Origin of the sequence: Paraburkholderia lebeckiae, assembly GCF_014201005.1 — a bacterium.
Classification (GTDB): Bacteria; Pseudomonadota; Gammaproteobacteria; order Burkholderiales; family Burkholderiaceae; genus Paraburkholderia; species Paraburkholderia tuberum.
Genome location: NZ_JACHDK010000027.1, coordinates 23,415 through 42,110 on the forward strand (window position 1 = coordinate 23,415; position 18,696 = coordinate 42,110).

General features: G+C 61.9%; 18 protein-coding genes. 6 read left to right on the forward strand and 12 right to left on the reverse strand.

The genetic code is table 11. The annotated features are described in order from the left end of the window. Positions 1-14: 14 nt before the first annotated feature. The 7 genes from HDG39_RS30385 to HDG39_RS30415 all read right to left on the reverse strand — a co-directional run bounded on the left by HDG39_RS30385 (position 15) and on the right by HDG39_RS30415 (position 6,406). Positions 15-869: an SDR family NAD(P)-dependent oxidoreductase gene (locus tag HDG39_RS30385; protein ID WP_184011359.1), complete on the reverse strand. Its 855-nt coding sequence runs from the start codon at positions 867-869 to the stop codon at positions 15-17. A gap of 110 nt (positions 870-979) precedes the next feature. Then, positions 980-1,291, reverse strand: coding sequence for an NIPSNAP family protein (locus HDG39_RS30390; protein WP_026226227.1), 312 nt, complete (start codon positions 1,289-1,291; stop codon positions 980-982). 44 nt (positions 1,292-1,335) lie between these two features. Beyond that, positions 1,336-1,785, reverse strand: coding sequence for an SRPBCC family protein (locus HDG39_RS30395; RefSeq protein WP_184011361.1), 450 nt, complete (start codon positions 1,783-1,785; stop codon positions 1,336-1,338). A 9-nt stretch (positions 1,786-1,794) separates the two neighbouring features. Further along, positions 1,795-2,676 carry an NAD(P)-dependent oxidoreductase gene (locus HDG39_RS30400; protein ID WP_184011363.1) on the reverse strand — a complete coding sequence of 294 codons (882 nt, stop codon included), beginning with the start codon at positions 2,674-2,676 and terminating at the stop codon, positions 1,795-1,797. A 14-nt stretch (positions 2,677-2,690) separates the two neighbouring features. Next, complete coding sequence (locus HDG39_RS30405; protein WP_184011365.1) at positions 2,691-5,045, reverse strand: xanthine dehydrogenase family protein molybdopterin-binding subunit; 2,355 nt, start codon at positions 5,043-5,045, stop codon at positions 2,691-2,693. Continuing rightward, on the reverse strand, positions 5,038-5,526 hold the full coding sequence (locus HDG39_RS30410; protein ID WP_184011367.1) for a (2Fe-2S)-binding protein: 489 nt from the start codon (positions 5,524-5,526) through the stop codon (positions 5,038-5,040). Before HDG39_RS30410 ends, HDG39_RS30405 begins: the two co-directional genes overlap by 8 nt. Positions 5,527-5,533: 7 nt before the next feature. Next, complete coding sequence (locus tag HDG39_RS30415; RefSeq protein WP_184011369.1) at positions 5,534-6,406, reverse strand: FAD binding domain-containing protein; 873 nt, start codon at positions 6,404-6,406, stop codon at positions 5,534-5,536. 527 nt (positions 6,407-6,933) lie between these two features. Between HDG39_RS30415 and HDG39_RS30420 the strand changes: the two genes are divergently transcribed. The 4 genes from HDG39_RS30420 to HDG39_RS30435 all read left to right on the forward strand — a co-directional run bounded on the left by HDG39_RS30420 (position 6,934) and on the right by HDG39_RS30435 (position 12,956). Beyond that, on the forward strand, positions 6,934-8,346 hold the full coding sequence (locus tag HDG39_RS30420) for a DHA2 family efflux MFS transporter permease subunit (RefSeq protein WP_184011371.1): 1,413 nt from the start codon (positions 6,934-6,936) through the stop codon (positions 8,344-8,346). A gap of 166 nt (positions 8,347-8,512) precedes the next feature. Further along, on the forward strand, positions 8,513-10,045 hold the full coding sequence (locus HDG39_RS30425; RefSeq protein WP_221305921.1) for an MFS transporter: 1,533 nt from the start codon (positions 8,513-8,515) through the stop codon (positions 10,043-10,045). Between the two features lie 765 nt (positions 10,046-10,810). Continuing rightward, positions 10,811-12,265: a catalase gene (locus tag HDG39_RS30430; RefSeq protein WP_184011373.1), complete on the forward strand. Its 1,455-nt coding sequence runs from the start codon at positions 10,811-10,813 to the stop codon at positions 12,263-12,265. 76 nt (positions 12,266-12,341) lie between these two features. Then, on the forward strand, positions 12,342-12,956 hold the full coding sequence (locus HDG39_RS30435) for an ankyrin repeat domain-containing protein (protein ID WP_221305919.1): 615 nt from the start codon (positions 12,342-12,344) through the stop codon (positions 12,954-12,956). 134 nt (positions 12,957-13,090) lie between these two features. On the opposite strand, the gene HDG39_RS30440 is transcribed toward HDG39_RS30435, so the two are convergent. Beyond that, positions 13,091-13,270 (reverse strand): hypothetical protein, encoded by a 180-nt coding sequence (locus tag HDG39_RS30440; RefSeq protein ID WP_018422838.1) that lies wholly within the window; start codon positions 13,268-13,270, stop codon positions 13,091-13,093. On the opposite strand from HDG39_RS30440, the gene HDG39_RS30445 reads away from it, so the two are divergent. Beyond that, positions 13,269-13,823: a hypothetical protein gene (locus HDG39_RS30445; protein ID WP_184011375.1), complete on the forward strand. Its 555-nt coding sequence runs from the start codon at positions 13,269-13,271 to the stop codon at positions 13,821-13,823. The two genes, HDG39_RS30440 and HDG39_RS30445, sit on opposite strands and share 2 nt — an antisense overlap. 106 nt (positions 13,824-13,929) lie before the next feature. Here the strand turns inward: HDG39_RS30445 and HDG39_RS30450 are convergent, their stop codons facing one another. From HDG39_RS30450 to HDG39_RS30465, 4 genes are all read right to left on the reverse strand, one after another. Beyond that, on the reverse strand, positions 13,930-16,194 hold the full coding sequence (locus HDG39_RS30450) for a xanthine dehydrogenase family protein molybdopterin-binding subunit (protein ID WP_184011377.1): 2,265 nt from the start codon (positions 16,192-16,194) through the stop codon (positions 13,930-13,932). Next, complete coding sequence (locus HDG39_RS30455) at positions 16,194-16,646, reverse strand: (2Fe-2S)-binding protein (protein ID WP_184011379.1); 453 nt, start codon at positions 16,644-16,646, stop codon at positions 16,194-16,196. Before HDG39_RS30455 ends, HDG39_RS30450 begins: the two co-directional genes overlap by 1 nt. Before the next feature lie 71 nt (positions 16,647-16,717). Beyond that, positions 16,718-17,029, reverse strand: a complete 312-nt coding sequence (locus tag HDG39_RS30460) for a high-potential iron-sulfur protein (protein WP_184011381.1) — start codon at positions 17,027-17,029, stop codon at positions 16,718-16,720. Between the two features lie 16 nt (positions 17,030-17,045). Next, complete coding sequence (locus HDG39_RS30465) at positions 17,046-18,044, reverse strand: aldo/keto reductase (protein WP_184011383.1); 999 nt, start codon at positions 18,042-18,044, stop codon at positions 17,046-17,048. 145 nt (positions 18,045-18,189) lie between these two features. Between HDG39_RS30465 and HDG39_RS30470 the strand changes: the two genes are divergently transcribed. Further along, positions 18,190-18,645 carry a winged helix-turn-helix transcriptional regulator gene (locus tag HDG39_RS30470; protein ID WP_184011385.1) on the forward strand — a complete coding sequence of 152 codons (456 nt, stop codon included), beginning with the start codon at positions 18,190-18,192 and terminating at the stop codon, positions 18,643-18,645. Positions 18,646-18,696: the final 51 nt, after the last annotated feature.

Genomic DNA, 18,696 nt, shown 5'->3' on the forward strand with positions numbered 1-18,696 from the left:
GCGGGGCGGGCAAATCAGTCGTTCTTCTGGATATACGCTGCGAACGCCTGCTCGTAGTCCGGATGCCAACGCGATAGCGCCGGGCGATTCTCTACAATGTCTCCCGCAGCCCAAAGGATGCGTCGCTCGTCGAGGGAGCGAGGCACATCGTTGTCGGGGCACAGAATGTAGAAATCGCCGGCACCCAGTCGCTCGAACATGAAATCGACAGTCTGCTCGGGCGTCCAGGCAGCGGCCGGTTTCTCGGTACGACCTTGAGCGGTAAGCTCCGTGAACACAAAGCCAGGGATCAGCAAATGCGCGCTGATCCGGCAGCCTGGCGTATTGCGCAACTCGTGCTGCAGTGCTTCGGTAAACGCCTTCAGGCCGGCCTTGGAGACGTTATAAGCCGGGTCGCCGGGCGGCGTCGTGATGCCCTGCTTCGAACCGGTGTTAATGACGAGGCCCGGGCGTCCGCGCGCGATCATCGCGGGTACGAAGGTCTGAGTGCCACGAATGACACCCCACAGGTTGACGTCGAGCACCCGCTCCCAGTTAGCGGCCGCGCCGAACATGGCGCTACCCGGTTGAATCCCCGCATTGTTCATGAGGATATCCGTGCCGCCGAAGCGATCCCGAACGGCTGCTTCGAGCCGGACCAGGTCTTCGATGCGGCTGACGTCCGTCTCGACGGCCAGTACCTCCTTCGCGCCTTCAGCAGCCACGCTGGCAATCGCCTGCTTCGCGTGCGCCAGGCGGTCCTCACCCAGATCCGCAATGCACACGCGAAGCCCGAACTGCGCGAACCGCTTCGCAGCAGCGAGTCCAATGCCGGCAGCGCCGCCTGTCACGACGGCGACGGCTCCGGGAGTGAAAGTAAAGTGTGTCATCAATAGTCCTTTCTGATTCGCCATAAAACGTCAGCCCGCCACCTCACAAGCAGACCGCCAAACGACAGGTACGTCGATAGGTCGCGCGGCCGGGAAATTCGTCACTCGCCTCAGTCCATTGGGCAAAACGGCACTGGCGACAGAAACACCGATTCCTGATGGACGAGATACGGCAGGATGCGCGGCGTGAAAGCTTGCCAGCGTGGATCGGCTGCGAGTTTCGCGCGCTGCGCGGCCCGATGCGCGTAGTCTTCGTAGCCCCAGCAGAACACGATCGAGTTCAACGTGCCTGAGTCCTTCGTCCAGCAACCCTTGAGGCGGGCGTACTGACTGATGATGCCGAGCCCTTCGCGCTCGTAGATGTCCAGGAACTCGCCTGCCTTTCCTGCCGTTATCTGATACGTACGCATTTCTACCAGCATGATTCCCTCCGTGTCGATCGGTACTCTCTCACAGCACGGCGCCGTCAGACCGCGTGGCTCTCGACGTGCGCCTTCAGCGCGCTGAAGAACTCGTCGAGATTCTTGCTCGCGGCGGACTCGATCAGGCGCGAGCCCACGCTCATCAGCTTCCCGCCAATTTCGACGTCAGCGTCGTACACCAGTACGGTCGTATCGCCTTGCGCTTCAAGTTGCAGGCGCGCAGTGACTTTGGCAAAGCCCAGCGCACCCGCACTGCCCATACCGGCAATCGTATAGGTCCGGGGCGGATCGAGATCCGACAATTCGACGTTGCTTTTGAAGGTCGCCGACATCGGGCCGACGCGAATCTGCACGGTCGATTCGAAATGCAGGTCGTCGAGCCTCTTCAGCGCTTTGCAGCCGGGCAGACATGCTTCGAGTACGAGGGGGTCGTTCAATGCACGCCATGCGGCTTCAGGGGGCACGGGCAGGATGGTTTGATCTGTCAGCTTCATCGCCGCCGCTCAGCGCTCGTAGAGTTTGAACAGCGCCTGCGTGCCGTTGCGCGCGCAGCCCCGCTCGGCCAACTCCTGGTACATTACGCGCACCAGTTCCAGACCCGGCAATTCACGTCCCATGCTTCCTGCTTCCTCGTGCGCAATCCGCATGTCCTTGATGAAGTGCTCGATGAAGAAACCGGGCGCAAAATCGCCCTTGGCAATGCGTGGCCCCAGGTTGTTCAGCTGGAATCCACCCGCCGCGCCCCCGCCAATCGCGCTCAATACGGTGTTGGCATCCAGGCCGGCGCTGTGCGCATAGGCGAGCCCTTCGCACACGCCCATCATCGTCGACGCAATGACGATCTGATTGCACAGCTTCGTGTGCTGACCCGCACCCGGGCCGCCTTGCAGGACGATGTTGGTGCCGAGGCAGCGCAACATCGGTTCCACGCGTGCGAGCACAGCGCTTGCGCCGCCGACCATGATCGACAGGCGCCCTTCGCGCGCACCGATGTCGCCGCCCGATACCGGCGCATCCAGCATGTGCACCCCGCGCTCAGCGGCGAGCGCGGCCAACTCTTCAGCCAGTTTTGGACTCGACGTCGTCATGTCGACCAGCACCGCATCGCGCCGCGCATGCGCGATCAGACCACCGTCGCCCAGATAGAGTGCGCGGACGTCCTCGGGTGTGCCGACAATCGTGAACACGACGTCCGATACTTCGGCGAGCGCCCGCGGGGTCGCTTGCCAGCTCGCGCCGGCTTCGATGAGCGGCTCAGCCTTCGCACGCGTACGGTTATAGACGTGCAGCGGATAGCCGGCGGCGGCGAGCCGCGAGGCCATCGAGCAACCCATGATGCCAAGGCCGATAAAGCCAATCGCGGGTTTGCCTGTAGATTGATTCATGATGGTTGGTCCGTTCAGAGTTTGTCGCGCAGCAAGTCGCGCAATAGCATGGGAGTCAGTGGATGACGGCCGGCGACGACGCCAAATGGCGCAAGCGCATCGTTGACCGCGTTGGTCAATGCGCCGATCGCTCCCATCACCCCGCCTTCGGCCATCCCCTTGATGCCGGCCGCCGTCGACTTGCCAGGCGTATGCAGCGGGATGATCTCGAGGTTGGGCAATTCAGTTGAAGTGGCGATCAGGTAGTCGGCGAGTGAGCCGGTCACGTTCTGTCCTGAGTCGTCGTAACGCATATGCTCGAACAGCGCGCCGGACAGTCCCATCGCCACGGCGCCATGCTGCTGCCCTTCCACCACGGTGGGATTGAGCAGCGTGCCGCAGTCTTCCGCGACGACGTAACGCGCGATGCGGATTGCGCCGGTCAAGACGTCCACCTCGATCTCGCATCCATGAGCCGCATTCGAATAGGTCATGGCCGGAGGGTCGTAAGTCAGGTGAAATTCGAGGCCCGGCGTCAGACCTTGCGGCAACGCGGTGGGATCCAGATACGCACGGCGGGCGACGTCGGCGAGCGTCAAACCCGTGTCGATCCACTCGTCCGCGCGACGACGCTCGATTCTCGCGTCGATCAGGCGCAGCGACTGCTCGTCAGGCAAACCAAGGCAACCGGCGGCGATCGCGAGCACCTTGCGGCGTGCGTCGAGTGCGCACAGGTAAAGCGCGCCGCCGCCTGCCGTGCCGCTGCGCGCGCCACGACTGCCCATACCGTATGGCGCGATATCGGTGTGGCCCATATGAATGCGCACGCTCGACGGCGGCACGCCCAGGCCCTCCGCCACCGCATTGGCCATCGCGCTTTCGTAGCCCTGGCCGCTGGGCCCGAGACCGACCGACGCGTTCACCACCCCGCCTGGTTCGATACGGATCCAGCTTGCTTCGTGCCCCGAACCGGGAATTCCCGCGGCCTTATAGAAGCGCGAACCATACGTGGTCGGTTCCACCACGTTGCACAGGCCAAGCCCCAGGTAATGGCCAGTTGCGCGCGCCGCCTGCTGGCGCTCGCGAAAGCCCGCGTAGTCGAGCGCCGACAGCAAGGCCTCGAACGTCTGGGTCGGCGTGATGTCGTCCAGACATTCTCCCGTAGCAGTGCGGTACGGCAGTTCTGCCGGACTCAACAGGTTGCGACGGCGTACCTCGACCGGGTCGAGTGCCAGTTCCCGCGCGATTGCATCCAGCGTGCCGTCCATCACCCAGCTGGTGATGGACATCGGCGCGCGCATCGGTGCATTGCCACATTTATGGCTGAGCACGACCTTCACATCGAACGCATAGTCCTGCAGCCGGTACGGTCCGCTCAGGATCATCGCAACGACGCGCGCCAGATAGTTGGCAGGAAAGAAGCAATAGGCGCCAAAGTCTTCGCGGAGTTCGAGGTCGAGAGCGAGCAGCGTGCCGCGCTCATCGACCGCTGCGCGGGTGCGGCAGAAGTCCTCACGCGAATTGGCGGCGGCCGTCAGGTTCTCGAGGCGATCCTCACGCCAGCGCACGGGCCGCTTCAAATGGCGAGCCAGCGCAGCAACGGTCAACTCTTCGCGGTACAAGGCGATTTTCTGTCCGAACGCTCCGCCGACATCGGGCGAAATCACGGTCACCTGGGACTCGTCGAGCTCGAGGCGCTGCGCCAGTTGAGTGCGCAAAGGATGGGGCACCTGGGTTCCGATATGGAACGTCAAGTGGTCCCGTCCGGCGTCCCAGACCGCCGCACAGCCGCGGGTTTCGATCGGCACATGAGTCTGGCGCTGCTGCTGGAAGGTCGCCTCGACTATCCGGAAGGCCCGGCTGTTGGCGCGCTCAGGAGCGCCATGCACGTAGGTCTGGTGCGAGACCAGGTTGCCTGGCACGGCCGGGTCGACTTGCGCGGCGTTGGGGTCCAGCGCCTGCCACATGTCTGTCACCACGGGCAGCGGCTCGAACTCGACGAGCACCTGCTCGGCGGCGTCTTCAGCGAGGTACCGATCCGTCGCGACGACGCAAGCCACCAGATCGCCCTGAAAACGCACTATGTCCACTGGCATCGTCGCAAACTCGACGGGCTTCAGTCCTTCGACGGGTGGTGCGACACGCAACGGTGTAGTCCACTGCGCGAGTTCCACGCCCGTGATGACGGATACGACGCCGGGCATCGCGGCGGCGCCGTGAATATCGATGGAGACGATCCGCGCATGCGCGTGCGGCGAGCGAACAAAGCACACGTGAAGGGCACCGGGTATCTCGATGTCGTCGAGATACCGTCCGTAGCCTGTCAGCAGCCGATAGTCTTCAGTGCGAGGCGTCGCTTTGTTGAGGTAACGAAACGTCTGCTCAGACATCGACCGTCTCCGCGCGCATCCGCTCGGCCGCGAGCAGGATCGCCCGCACGATGTTCTGATATCCGGTACAGCGGCACAGATTGCCCGACAGCACCTCGCGCACCTGGGCCTCGGATGGCCGCGGGTTCTCGCGCAGGTACGCTTCAAATGTCATGACGATGCCGGGCGTGCAGAAGCCGCACTGCAGACCGTGGCACTCATGCAGCGCCTGCTGGAGCGGCGACAGACGACCGTCTTGCGCGACCGCCTCGATGGTCGTGATCTGCGCTTCATCCATCTGCACGGCGTAAGCCAGACATGAGCGTGCTGGCCGGCCATCGATCAACACGGTGCATGCGCCGCACACACCGTGCTCGCATCCAACATGCGTGCCCGTCAGCCGGCAATCTTCGCGCAGCACATCGGACAATAGCTTGCGAGGCTCGCAATGCACTTCATGGCGCGCACCGTTCACACTCAGATAAATTGCTGTCTTTTCCATGAACGGCCTAATCGGGTTGCGTAACGCCAGCGGTTATCCGCTGCAATGCTCGCGCGAGGAGCGCCTTGACGAGATCGCGCCGATACGCGGCGCTGATGCCTGGCTGATCGTGCACCTCGACGGCGTTTGCGACTGCCTGGGCAATCCTGCGGACGCTCGGCGTATCGGCCGTTTCGCCGACGAAACCCGCAGCGAGGTCGTCAAGCACCAGCGGCACGTCTGCCACACCGCCTACGCCGATCCGCAACAACGCGAACCTGTCGCCCGCGAGCACCGCGGTGACAGCGCAAGCCGCGATCGCGAAATCGCCGTGCCGTCGGCTAAATGCTTCGAAGGCATGCCGCTCGCCGGGCAACGCCGTCGGAAAGCGCACCGTGCGAATGATTTCGTCGACCGCCAGATCGGTGGTCATCACCGCGATCAGAAACTGTGCCGCCGACACCTCCCGGCTGCCTGCCGACCCGACAATCTCGATGCGTGCGCCTAGCGTGCTCGCAATGAGCGGCAATTGCGCCGCGGGGTCAGCATGCGCGAGACTGCCGCCGAGCGTCCCGCGCTGTCGGATCGCGTAATGTCCGATCGTCGCCGCCGCTTGAGCCAGTAGCGGGCAAGCAGCGCGCACGGTGCTGCTGGTGGCCAGTTCGTGATGGCGCGTCATTGCGCCGATCGCCAGCGTATCGGGTTCGAGCGTGATGCCCTTGAGTTGAGGCAGCGCATTCAGATCGACCAGATGCGCCGGTTGCGCGAAGCGCATATTCATCATCGGCGCGAGGCTTTGTCCTCCGGCGATCAGCTTGGCGTCAAAACCGTGAAGAGCAAGAAGCGACAGCGCGTCGTCGAGCGTGCTCGGCCGGTGATACGAAAATGCGGTGGGCTTCATACGCGTTGCGCCTGCGCACTCAGGCTGCGATTCCGGGCGATGGCAGGCAACCCGCGACAGCCCCCGCCCGCCGATAAGCGAGGCAATCGACGACGGCCATTCCCGCTTCGCTTGACGCTGCTCATGAGTCGCTCCAGCCGCGTGCGCGGCGCTGTTCACCCCGTGGGATAGCTACCGCTTCAGTCATCGCTTCGGAAACGAGGATATCGCCGATAAATTAAATCGTCAATTGACGACTACATTTCAAATTGAGAGGTTCGTTGTCGGTCCAGCGTGCAGGCCGTGCATCAAAGTGGTGCCACTACTATGTTTAGGGGTTTTTCAAACACGTCTTCACATGACGACTTATGATTTGATAGAGTACATCGTCCTGAGGCATGAACCGGTGTCGCCATGCTCCCGGTCCAGCCGTGCACTATCTCGGGTCATCGCGAAGCGAGCGCTTCATCTATGACCGCCGGCATTGGCCACCCCCCGCGCCAGGGCGTTTGCGGGCCTTTCACTCAACCCGTTCCGGTTTTCCGCTCATGTCTTTGTCAAGCCGTCAATCGGTCATCATCGCGTTGATCGTCGCCAGTGCCTATTTCATGGAGAACCTGGACGCTACGGTGATTGCGACAGCGCTGCCCCACATGGCCGCCACGTTCGGCGTCACGCCCGTGAGGCTGAGTATCGGCATGACCGCCTATCTGCTCGCGCTCGCGGTTTTCATCCCGATCAGCGGCTGGGTGGCGGATCGCTTTGGGCAACGCTCCGTGTTCGGTAGCGCTATCGTCGTGTTCACCGGCGCGTCGATACTTTGCGGGCTCAGCAACGGTCTCGTCGAATTCACGGCCGCGCGGATCCTGCAGGGACTCGGCGGTGCCATGATGGTGCCGGTCGGCCGGCTCGCCGTGCTGCGCAGCACGGAGAAGCGTCACCTGATGCGCTCGATCGCCTACATTACCTGGCCCGGGTTGGCCGCACCGGTGCTGGGTCCAGCGTTGGGCGGCTTTATCTCGACCTATTTCAGCTGGCGCTGGATCTTTCTGCTGAACGTACCGATCGGCCTGCTGGGCCTGGCGCTCACCGCCACGTTCATTCCGAACCACCGCGAATCCAGCCGTCGTCCGTTCGATTTGCCCGGATTCGTGCTTAGCGGAGTCGCGCTAACCTGCCTCATGTACGGCATGGAACTCGTCGGGCAACTGCATGGCGACTGGCACATCGCGGCCGCGGCGCTGACCGGTGGCGTGCTCGCCGCAGCCTTCGCGGTACGGCATTTCCGGCGTGCCGAACATCCGCTGATCGATCTCGCGCCGTGGCGAATCCCGACCTTTCGCGCGACCCTCGATGGCGGTTCGTTGTATGTCGTCTCGGTCAGCGTTTCGCCCTTCCTGTTGCCGCTGTTCTTCCAGCTCGGTTTCGGGCTGAATGCGTTCGCCGCCGGTTTGCTGGTGCTCGCTTACGCGGCCGGCAATCTGGCCATGAAGACCGTCACCACGCCCATCCTCAAGCGCTTCGGTTTTCGCAAGGTAATGATCGTCAATGGCCTGCTCACTGCCGCCACCATCGCGCTGTGCGCCCTGCTCTCGCCGGACACGCCGCGCGCGCTGATCATGCTGGTGCTGCTGGTCGGCGGGCTATGCCGATCGATGCAGTTCACCAGCATCAACACGCTCGCATTCGCGGACGTACCGCCAGCGCGGATGAGTTCGGCGAGCACGTTTTTCAGCATGGTCCAGCAGATGACCATCGGTCTCGGCATCGCATTCGGTGCGATCGCGCTGCATGCCGCAGTCCTGATACATGGCGGCCACGCGCAGCTTTCGCTTGCCGATTTCCGGGTCGCGTTTCTGCTTGTCGCGGTGCTGGTACTGATCTCCGTGCTGTACTTTATCGGCCTCGAACCGGACGCCGGCTGCGAGGTTAGCGGCCATACGGGAGCCGCATCGCGGTAGTGCGGAAATTGTATCGAGCGCGTTAATGGCGACTGGCCTAAGTTAAACAGAGAGAGAGTCCGTGCAGAATAACCCGGGTACGCCATGTACGAGTTCACAAGCCGCCTCGCCCCACGCGGCGCCAGCAGCGGACAGCTCAGTCGCTCGCAGCACCTCGCAACAGGCGCTGATCCTCGCGGGCGTTTGTATCGCGGTGCTTGTGCTGCCGCTGAATTTCGGCGGTGCGGCGGTGTCGGCGCCGACTATCGGCACCGCGCTGGGAGGCAGTCCAGTGGCAATCAACTGGATCCTGAACGCGTTCATGCTGAGCTTCGGCAGCAGTCTGATGGTCGCCGGGGCGCTCGCGGATCTGCTCGGACGAAAACGTGTATTCGCCGTCGGGGTAGCGCTCTTTGCAGCGACATCACTCGGAATCTCCGCCGCGCCGAGCCTCGTGTGGGTCGACTTTCTGCGCGCGCTGCAGGGCATTGCGGCCGCGTTGGTGCTGGCCGGATCATCGGCAGCGCTTGCCCAGGAGTTCGACGGGCATGGCCGCGCTCGCGCGTTCAGCATGCTCGGCACGACTTTCGGCGTGGGCCTGGCGCTGGGTCCGCTTCTCGCCGGGTTTCTTACGCAAACATTCGGCTGGCGCTCATTCTTCCTGGCGGATGCGGCTATCGGCTTGACGGGCTTTGCGCTCGGCGTTCCAAAGCTGAGGGAATCCTATGATCCGCACGCCAATGGTCTCGACTGGCCTGGCGCCATCAGCTTTACCGCGGCACTGACCCTGTTCACCTTCGGCCTGCTGCAAGGGCCGGAGAGCGGCTGGAGCAGTCCCCTCATCGTGGCACTGTTCGCGGGTGCCGCGGTCATGGTGATCGCCTTCGTCTGGATCGAAGGTCGTGTTACCCGGCCTATGCTCGATCTGTCGTTGTTTCGCTATCCGCGCTTCGTCGGTGTGCAGGTACTCCCGCTTGCGACCGCATTCTGCTACGTCACGTTGCTGCTTGTGTTGCCGACGCGATTCATCGGCATCGAAGGACATACCGCGATCGGCGCGGGCTTGATGATGGTTTCGCTTTCGGCGCCGATGCTGATCGTGCCGCTCACCGCTGCGCATCTCACGCGCTGGATGTCGGCCGGCGTCATCTCGGCGATCGGCCTCGTCATCGCGGCCATCGGCATGCTCTGGTTCAGTGGTATCGGACTTGATGCGTCAGCCACTGTCCTTGCGATTCCGCTGTTCGTGATCGGTGTCGGTGCGGGGCTGCCGTGGGGACTGATGGACGGCTTGTCAGTCAGCGTTGTTCCAAAGGAACGCGCCGGCATGGCGACGGGTATCTTCAGCACCACACGCGTGGCGGGCGAAGGGATGACCCTCGCGGTGGCTAGCGCGATATTGGCGGTGCTCACACGCTTGCGACTAGCCGATGCACTCGCGGGATCTCCCGGCGCGGCGGCTCATGCCGTCACAGAAGCCGCCCAGCGCGTGGCCACCGGCGATCTGGCACATGCTGCGGCACTTCTGCCCGCACTCGGGGCGCCTGTACTCGTGCATGCGTACGACGGCGCGTTCCGGGTACTGCTCCATATGCTGGTGGCCATCACGCTCGCCTCCGCGATCATGGTGCTTGGGTTCCTTGGCCGCACACCATCCGCGACGAGCCCAGACCATGCCAGCCCGGTGCTTTCCGGAGGCGAAGGGATCGCCGACCGGTGAGACGCGCGCGGCTGCATTGGCGAAGACGCAGGTTTCGGCAGCGAAGGCTTCCACGGATGAAGCCACAGGTAAGGATTCAACCACGACTCATGACTGAATCCTGACCGACGCATTACCGATCCGGCTCTTTGACATTGAATCTTTATTCATGTCAATTCAGTCAATGGATTTTTCCACGGCAATAAAAATTGACAAAATCACAAGCTAATTTCTACCGGCCCAGCTCACTGGGATAAGATACTTTACCAATTAGAGCAGTGGACTCTACTACCAATTTCAGCAAGACAGTTTTTCCAATTTTTGGACGTTCACGACGCATTCTTTGCGGGCCAACGCGACGATCCAGTCCCGCCTTGCACGATCTATCTATCGCCGAACTGTAGCCCGCTATTTACGGACTGTTTCCGAAGAAGAGCAGTGTCGAGAACGTGCTCAGGCTCCCTTCCTGGAGATCCTGCAACCCGATCTTTGTCATGCCTTTCTGCAGTATTCCTTGTTAAGCCAATTCAGCCATACCACATAATTTAATCTTGGCTGCTTTCATTTTTTATCATCCTCTTTTAGCCTTGAAAGAAACCGACCTCCTATTGCAGGAATAGAGAAAATAGATTGGCACTATGAAAAGTCAAATCATAGGATGTGCCTGGTTTTCCTCCTGTCCTGAATTGGGATCACAACGTGAAATTACGCACGACACAAATCGCAGCAAGCATTCTTTCCATCGCCTCCGCAATCGTCACTGTGCAACCCGTGTACGCTGAAGATATGACGCGCGATAGTGGCTCGCCGGTCGGCGACAACCAGAACTCCCTGACCGCCGGTCCTGAAGGTCCGGTACTGCTGCAGGACTCGCATCTGATCGAGAAGCTGCAGCGCTTCGACCGGGAGCGCATCCCGGAGCGCGTCGTTCATGCGCGGGGCACGGGTATTTTTGGCGAGTTCACGCCGACCGCCGATATCAGCGCGTTGACCACCGCCAAAGTGTTCACGCCTGGCACGAAGACCCCGGTCTTCGTGCGTTTCTCGACCGTGATGGGCTATCGCGGATCGCCTGAGCAGGCGCGCGACCCGCGCGGCTTTGCAGTGAAGTTCTATACGCAGCAAGGCAACTGGGACGTCGTCGGCATCAACTGGCCGATCTTCTTCATCCGGGACGCCATCAAGTTTCCGGACTTCGTGCACGCAAACAAGCCGTCCGCCGTGACGGGCGTGCAGGATCCGAATCTGGCCTTCGACTTCTTCGCCCATACGCCGGAAGCGACCAGCATGCTGACGTACCTCTACACCGACGAGGGAATGCCTGACTCATACCGTCACATGGATGGCTTCGGCGTGCATGCGTTCAAGTTCGTCAATGCCAAAGGCGACGTTCACTACGTGAAGTTTCACTGGAAGAGCCGTCAAGGCATCGAGGGCATCCGCCCGCAGGATATTCCTCATTCGATCGGCGCCGACTGGAATCTGATGACCGACGATCTGTACAACTCGGTCAAGGCGCATTCGTATCCGCAATGGGATCTGTACATTCAGATCCTTTCGCCGAAGGATCTGAACAAGTTCGACTTCGATCCCCTTGACGACACGAAGGTGTGGCCGTCGTCGATCCCTGAGCAGAAGGTCGGGACGATGACGCTCAACCGGGTTCCGGATAACTACTTCCAGTCCACTGAAGAATCGGCATTCGCGCCGTCCCGCCTCGTGCCGGGCATCGAGCCCTCCGAGGACCGGATGCTGCAGGGTCGTCTGTTCGCATACGCCGACACGCAGATGTATCGCCTGGGACCGAACTACAACGATTTGCCGATCAACCGTCCTGTTGTGCCTGTGTACAACAATAATCAGGATGGCTCGATGAATTCCGGCGATCGCAAGGCTGAGGTGAACTACGAGCCCTCCAGCATCGCGGAGATCTCGCAGCAGGCCAGGTATAAGTCCGTGCAGACGCCGCTCAGCGGAACGACGCAGCAAATGGCGATTCACAAGACGCTCGACTTCCGTCAGGCTGGCGAGTTCTACCGGACGCTGTCTGAAGCCAACAAGGCGGATCTGGTCACGGCATTGTCGGGCGATCTGGGCCGTGTAACAAACGACGCGAACAAGTACACGATGCTGTCGTACTTCTACAAGGCTGATTCCGATTACGGTACCCGCCTCGCACGCGCCACGCATGCGGATCTCTCACGTGTGCAGGATATGGCGTCGCATCTTGGCGATAACTGAAGCCAGTAGGCAACGCAGACGGGGCCTGCGCAAGCAGGCCCCGTCTGCCTGAATACGATTTCCGACGGAGAACGTCATGCGAGGTTTCTCTACTGCGCGGCGAGTAGTTCGAAACGCAGCCGTGGCAGCGATAGCCGCACTTCTGAGCGCGAGTTGTGCGGAGCACGTTTATCGGCCAGCAACATATTCCGGCACGGTTGACACGCGAGCATACACCGATGACTGGTTCGCCGCCGCGCGCGAAGGGCGAACCGATATCGTTCAATTTCTGATCGACGCCCACTATCCGATCGAAACCGCAACGCCTCAGGGATATACCGCGCTCATTCTTAGCGCCTACGATAATCACCCGGACACGCTAAGGGCGCTTCTTGCCGCTCACGCCAACGCATGCGCCGCCGACAAGCACGGCAATACCGCGTTGATGGGTGCACTGTTCAAGGGCGAAACGAACATTGCGCAAATATTGCTCGGGGCACGCTGCCCTATCGATCAAACCAACAACGCAGGTGAAACGGCGCTATCGTTTGCTGCGCTGTTCGGCCGGCTCGATATGCTCTCGGTGCTGGTGGCGCACGGGGCGAACGTCAATCATGTCGACGCACGCGGCGGCACCGCGCTGCAAATGGCCGTCTCGCAACACAATACCGCCGCAGCCGATGCGCTGCGCCAGCTCGGCGCTACGCAGTAACGCGCTAAGCAGCAATGTGGAGGAACGCGATCAGCTTTCCAGAAACTCGACCGGAGAAGTTCCGTTCCGCCTTTTTTACTCGCTCAAAAGCGCGCCGGGTTCATCCATGCTCGATTCGCAACCCAGCTCTGCGTTCACGCGAAAGTATTGATGATGCTTCCAACCATGCCGTTTGTACTGACAGGCGGCGCGCTCGCAGCTTCCGCTTCGACGAGAGCCAGGGCGCCGCTTTGCGGCGTATGCGCGGCAACGCCCTGCGAGGACTGCTGCATCACTTGCATGGCCACGCTTGCGGCGGTTTGCGTAACGTTCATGATCTTTCCTTTATTGAAGACGCAGACGTTAGCACGTCTTCCGATTTTGCGCAGATCTCGCCAATTGAATTCGCTGCCGCTGCTAAGCGCGGAAAATCGCGCTGCGGGTCTGGATGACACGAATGTCATCTTGCCGACTGATTTGCGACATGTAGGAGCCGGTATGTTGATACGTCGATCAGAGGCCTATGTGGATTTTTCGAAAAAAGTAAGCAACAAGGAATACAACGGATTGTCTTCAATGACGGAAATAACGGCCGTAGTCAGCATCCGGATTGCAGATATCACGCGTCTGACCGACATATTCGGCGAGGAATCGACTCAACAGGCTCTCGCTCAGTTCGGCGAGGAAGCAACGGCTTTGCTAAAGCGGTTGCTGGCTCAGCATCAGGTAATTGACCACGATCGTTCTGATGTCGGCGGACATTGCTCTGCATGTTTCCGTGTGCTGTCAGGAGGCTTGCCGCGTCATGCCAGCGAAGCGGCGCAGGTGACGCAACGGCGGGTTCGCAGAACGATTTCGAAAGAGCCGGCGCGCACCGAAGTGCACTGAACACCGCAGCCCGCGCGCAGCGTTCCGTTGACGCGACAGTTCTATCGTTTAACGCTGATTTCATTCCCACGATAGGCAGCCGCTCGAACCCCGTTGCGTTTCGCCGCTACGCCCGTTTCAGCAGCGACGTATCCACCGGTAACGCACGAATCCGCTGGCCGGTCGCATTGAAGATCGCGTTGCAGATGGCCGCCGAAGTCGGCGGCACGCCCGGCTCGCCAACACCGCCAGGCGGCGCATTGCTCGGCACGATATACACGTGTGTCTCGGGAACGGAATCGATACGGGCAACCTGGTAGTCCGTGAAGTTCGATTGCTCCGACGCACCGTTCCGGAAAGTGAGTTCACTGTATAGCGTGTTGCCGAGCGCCATCACCACTGCGCCCTCGAACTGCGCAATAACCCGATCGGGATTGACGATGCGCCCGCAGTCGACGGCCAGGTCGACGCGTGTCACACGCACCGAACCGTCGTCGGCCACCTGCACATGCGCGACCGCGGCCACGTAACTCAGGAAGCTGCGATGTACCGCAATCCCGCGCCCATGCCGCGCCGGCAATGCAGTCGACCATCCGGAGCGCACGGCGGCTGCGCGAACCACGGCCGCATAGCGGGCGGTGTCGATCGGATACTCGTCGATCGACGCGCCGTAGTTCGGGTAATCGACCCCTAGTGCATGCAGATCGACATGCCGCGGCGTGCCGAGCAGCGTGAGCAGGTGCTGCACCGGATCCTGCCGCGCGGCCGCCGCAAGCTCATCGACGAACGACCCTAACGCGAAGCCGTGGGGAATGTTGTACACCGATCGATACCAGCCGATGCGCGTGTGTGCGGAGGCGGCGCCGTTCTCACACCGCACGTTGGCGATGTCGTAGGGCATATCGGTCACGCCCTGCCCCAATTCCCCCGCCGCCCCATAGCGGACATCGGCCTTGAACGTCGAACTGATGGACGGAAACACCGTGCGGTGCAACCACGCGACCGTCTTGCCTTGCGCATCGAGCCCGCCTTCCATGTGCTGGGCGCACACCGCATGGAAATAGTCGTTGTGCACATCGTCTTCGCGAGTCCACGTGAGCTTCACGGGCGCGCCAACCTCGCGCGACAGGAACGCCGCCTCGGCCACATAGTCAGGCTTGGACTTGCGGCCGAAGCCGCCGCCCAATAACGTGACATTGATCGTTACGGCCGGCTCCTGCAAGCCGAGCACCTGTGCCACGGTCGTGCGAGCCTGCTGCGGATTCTGCGTCGCGGTCCATACTTCAACCGCACCGTTCGCATAGGACGCGGTCGCGGCGAGCGGCTCCATCGCCGCGTGCGCAAGGTGCGGCACGTAGTAGTCCGCCGAGACATGGTGGGCGGCGCTCTTTAGCGCAGCCGCTGTGTCGCCGTTGTTGCGAACGATTTTGCCCGGCTGCCGCGCGGTGTCCTCGAGCGCCTTGCGATAAGCCTGACTGTCATACGATGCATTCGGCCCAAGGTCCCAGTCGAGCCGCAATTTCCGCCGCCCTTGCATCGCCGCCCAGGTGCTGGTCGCCACCACCGCGACGCCGCCCAGCGGCTGGAAACCGGCGGGCAACGGCGCGGCGGGAATGCGGACCACATGCAGCACGCCGGGCACTTTCATCGTTTCGGTCGAATCGACGCTCTTGAGCGTCGCGCCATAGACCGCCGAACGTTCGATCGACGCGTACGTCATTCGGGGCAACACGACATCGATACCGTACGTCGCCCGGCCGTGCACGATGTCGTCGAGATCGACGATCGGCAGCGACTTGCCGATATAGCGCCACGTACCCTCGTCTTTCAGATGCAGCGTGTCGCGGCCCGGCACCGGCTGACGCGCCGCCGCCATTGCGAGCGCGCCGTAGGCCACGCGCCGCCCGCTCGCCGCATGCACGACATGACCCGGCTCGGTGCGGCAGGTCGCCGGCGCCACGCGCCATTGCACGGCGGCCGCCGCCACGAGCATCTGCCGGGCCGTGCCGCCTGCTTCGCGCAACGGCTGGAAGAACTGGCGGATGCTGCGCGAGCCATCGGTATTCTGGTCGCCATACTTCGCATCGCCTTGCGCCTGCACGACCTTCACGGCGTTCCAGTCGGCGTCGAGCTCGTCGGCAAGAATCATCGCGAGACTGGTGCGGATACCGGTCCCCATCTCCGAACGATGCACGACCAGAATGATCTCGCCGGACGGCGCGACCGAGACATACACGTTCGGTGCGAAAGCCCCTTTCGCGCCATTCGCAGACGACAGCACGCTCGCCGCGAACGCGGTACCCGCGCCGCCGATCTGCAAGCCCAGCACAACCCCGCCCGCCAAGGTCCCTTTCAACACGCCGCGCCGGCTCAGATTGACGATTTCGCCCATCACGCCTCCGACGCCGCGGCCTTGATAGCGGCCTTGATGCGTTGATAGGTGCCACAGCGGCAAACATTGCCGGACATCGCTTCGACGATCTGCTCGTCACTCGGCTTCGGCGTCTGTTTGAGCAGCGACGCGGCCTGCATGATCTGTCCCGGCTGGCAGTAACCGCACTGCGGCACATTGGCGGCTTTCCACGCGCGTTGCACTGGGTGATCGCCGCCTTTGCCGAGTCCCTCGATGGTCGTTACGGGCTTGCCCTGAACATCCGCCAGTGCGGTCACACACGAACGCACAGCGACACCGTCCAGATGGACCGTGCATGCGCCGCAAGCACCGACCCCGCAACCGAACTTGGTACCGCGCAGCCCGAGCAGATCACGGACTGCCCACAGCAGCGGCATGTTCGCATCCGCATCGACGTTGTGATGAACGCCGTTCACAATGAGTTCCATCAACTGATTCCTCGTAGTCGACGCGAACGGCACGAAGTCGTCATGCGCCGTATCGCTTTACCCGCACAAGCCGATCAGGCTCTCGCCTGATAGACGTTGCACCATCCCGCGCCGTTCACCTGCTTCGCGCCGAATAGCGCGCAAAGCGCGCTCGTGTCGGCTGGCTTGCCCTGATAGAACTGGCAATTCGCGCAGCGCTGGGCGGCGCTGAAGCGCGGATATTTCGCGTGATCGACGCGCGATGCGTCGGTCCGGTAGCCGAGCGCCTGCGCGGCCGGATCGCTTTCCTGAAGCTGCGTGGGCGCGGCCCACGCCGTGCCGCCGGTTATTGCCAGCGCCGCGGCGCCAACGGTATGCACAATGAAAGTTCGTCGATTGGTTCGCATGTTCAATACATTCCTTTCACGCCACCAGAACACGTTGCGGCGGTGCCATAAACTCCGGGCCTACCGGGTCCTTGACGAATTGCGAGACGATCGCGTCGATTTGCGCGAAGGCCTTGTCGTCGAGTCGCCAGCCGAACGCGGCCTCGAGTCCGTCCAGTTGCGACGGACGGCGCGCACCCCACAGCGCAATCGTCGGGCCGCGGTCTAGCACCCAGCGCACGGCAAGCGCAAGCACCGACTTGTCGAAGTTATCGCGCGCGAAAACGTCCAGTGCTTTCACAGCGTCGACATACTGCTGACGACGCGGCGCACGGAACTTCGGGTCATGTTGACGCAGATCGTCGCCCTCGAAGCGCGTCTCGGCGCCGATGCGCCCTGCCAGCAATCCGCGGCACAGTGCGCCATAGGCGAGTGCAACCAGCCCATGCTGTTTCACATAAGGCAGCACATCGCGGTCGATGTCGCGTTCAAACAGGTTGTAAGGCGGCTGCGTGGCCGACAGCGGCGCCACGCGTCGGAACGCATCCATTTGCGCCGCAGAGAAATTGCTGACGCCGAGCGCGCGAACCTTGCCTTCCTTGCGCAGGTCGTTCAGCACCGCGGCCGTCTCTTCGATTGGCACGAGCGGATCGGGCCAGTGAACCTGGTACAGATCGATGTAATCTGTCCGCAAGCGCCGAAGTGTATCCTCTACTTCATGACGAATACGCTCCGGCGAAGCATTGCGAAATACCTTGCCGTCCTGCCATTCGAGAGCGACTTTAGTCGCGATGACTGCCTTGTGGCGATATCCATCGGCCAGCGCTTTGCCGACGATTTCCTCCGACGCGCCGAAGCCGTACGCCGGCGCCGTGTCGATAAGGTTCACGCCGCTGTCGAGCGCCCGGCGGATCACCGCAATCGAGTCCTTCTCATCAGTGCCGCCCCACATCCATCCGCCGATCGCCCACGTGCCCAGGCCGATACGCGAGACAGGCGTCGATAAACCCTCAACTTCAATTGTTTCAATAGTCATGCGATGCTCTCTCGTTAAAGCGCCGCATCCATGTCGAATGCGGGTTGAGAAAATGCGACGTGCCCAAAGGACGGGCAGCCGAGTCGATTATTTCAGCCGCATCCGGCGATCACAAGAAGGCACCTGAAGGTTCCATACTTACCCCATGGAAACAAATTGCTACGACGGCCCTCACGCCGCCGAGAACCCGCAGAAGAAAACCGATGACCTCGCGCGCAACGTCATCGAGCAGATCGCCGACAAGTGGACGATTCTCGTGATCGACGCGTTGGGCACACATGGCGAGATGCGTTTCTCGCGGCTACGCGACGAGGTGGGGGGCGTCAGTCAGAAGATGCTCACGAAGACCTTGCGGCAACTCGAGCGCGACGGTCTCGTCACGCGCTATGTGCATCCCGTGATACCGCCTCGTGTCGACTATCAATTGACACCGCTAGGACGCAGTCTGCTCGACAAGATTTGTGGGATCTGGGACTGGGTTGAAGCGCATATGACGGAAATGGAATCGGCGCGACGACAGTTCGATCTCGGCGAAACGCGTACCGAACGCGCTCCTTCAAACCGGGACGGGGAGTCCGGCCCAGAAACCCGTTTGGAATAGTCGAACGGGCACAGTCCGGTTGACCACCCTTCGCGCAAGACGTTGCGACGA

What these genes read in the sequence shown, in the direction of transcription:
- HDG39_RS30385 (WP_184011359.1), bottom strand. Translation starts at nt 869, where the DNA reads ATGACACACTTTACTTTCACTCCCGGAGCCGTCGCCGTCGTGACAGGC.
- HDG39_RS30390 (WP_026226227.1), bottom strand. Translation starts at nt 1,291, where the DNA reads ATGCTGGTAGAAATGCGTACGTATCAGATAACGGCAGGAAAGGCAGGC.
- HDG39_RS30395 (WP_184011361.1), bottom strand. Translation starts at nt 1,785, where the DNA reads ATGAAGCTGACAGATCAAACCATCCTGCCCGTGCCCCCTGAAGCCGCA.
- HDG39_RS30400 (WP_184011363.1), bottom strand. Translation starts at nt 2,676, where the DNA reads ATGAATCAATCTACAGGCAAACCCGCGATTGGCTTTATCGGCCTTGGC.
- HDG39_RS30405 (WP_184011365.1), bottom strand. Translation starts at nt 5,045, where the DNA reads ATGTCTGAGCAGACGTTTCGTTACCTCAACAAAGCGACGCCTCGCACT.
- HDG39_RS30410 (WP_184011367.1), bottom strand. Translation starts at nt 5,526, where the DNA reads ATGGAAAAGACAGCAATTTATCTGAGTGTGAACGGTGCGCGCCATGAA.
- HDG39_RS30415 (WP_184011369.1), bottom strand. Translation starts at nt 6,406, where the DNA reads ATGAAGCCCACCGCATTTTCGTATCACCGGCCGAGCACGCTCGACGAC.
- HDG39_RS30420 (WP_184011371.1), top strand. Translation starts at nt 6,934, where the DNA reads ATGTCTTTGTCAAGCCGTCAATCGGTCATCATCGCGTTGATCGTCGCC.
- HDG39_RS30430 (WP_184011373.1), top strand. Translation starts at nt 10,811, where the DNA reads ATGACGCGCGATAGTGGCTCGCCGGTCGGCGACAACCAGAACTCCCTG.
- HDG39_RS30435 (WP_221305919.1), top strand. Translation starts at nt 12,342, where the DNA reads ATGCGAGGTTTCTCTACTGCGCGGCGAGTAGTTCGAAACGCAGCCGTG.
- HDG39_RS30445 (WP_184011375.1), top strand. Translation starts at nt 13,269, where the DNA reads ATGATCTTTCCTTTATTGAAGACGCAGACGTTAGCACGTCTTCCGATT.
- HDG39_RS30440 (WP_018422838.1), bottom strand. Translation starts at nt 13,270, where the DNA reads ATGAACGTTACGCAAACCGCCGCAAGCGTGGCCATGCAAGTGATGCAG.
- HDG39_RS30450 (WP_184011377.1), bottom strand. Translation starts at nt 16,194, where the DNA reads ATGGGCGAAATCGTCAATCTGAGCCGGCGCGGCGTGTTGAAAGGGACC.
- HDG39_RS30460 (WP_184011381.1), bottom strand. Translation starts at nt 17,029, where the DNA reads ATGCGAACCAATCGACGAACTTTCATTGTGCATACCGTTGGCGCCGCG.
- HDG39_RS30465 (WP_184011383.1), bottom strand. Translation starts at nt 18,044, where the DNA reads ATGACTATTGAAACAATTGAAGTTGAGGGTTTATCGACGCCTGTCTCG.
- HDG39_RS30470 (WP_184011385.1), top strand. Translation starts at nt 18,190, where the DNA reads ATGGAAACAAATTGCTACGACGGCCCTCACGCCGCCGAGAACCCGCAG.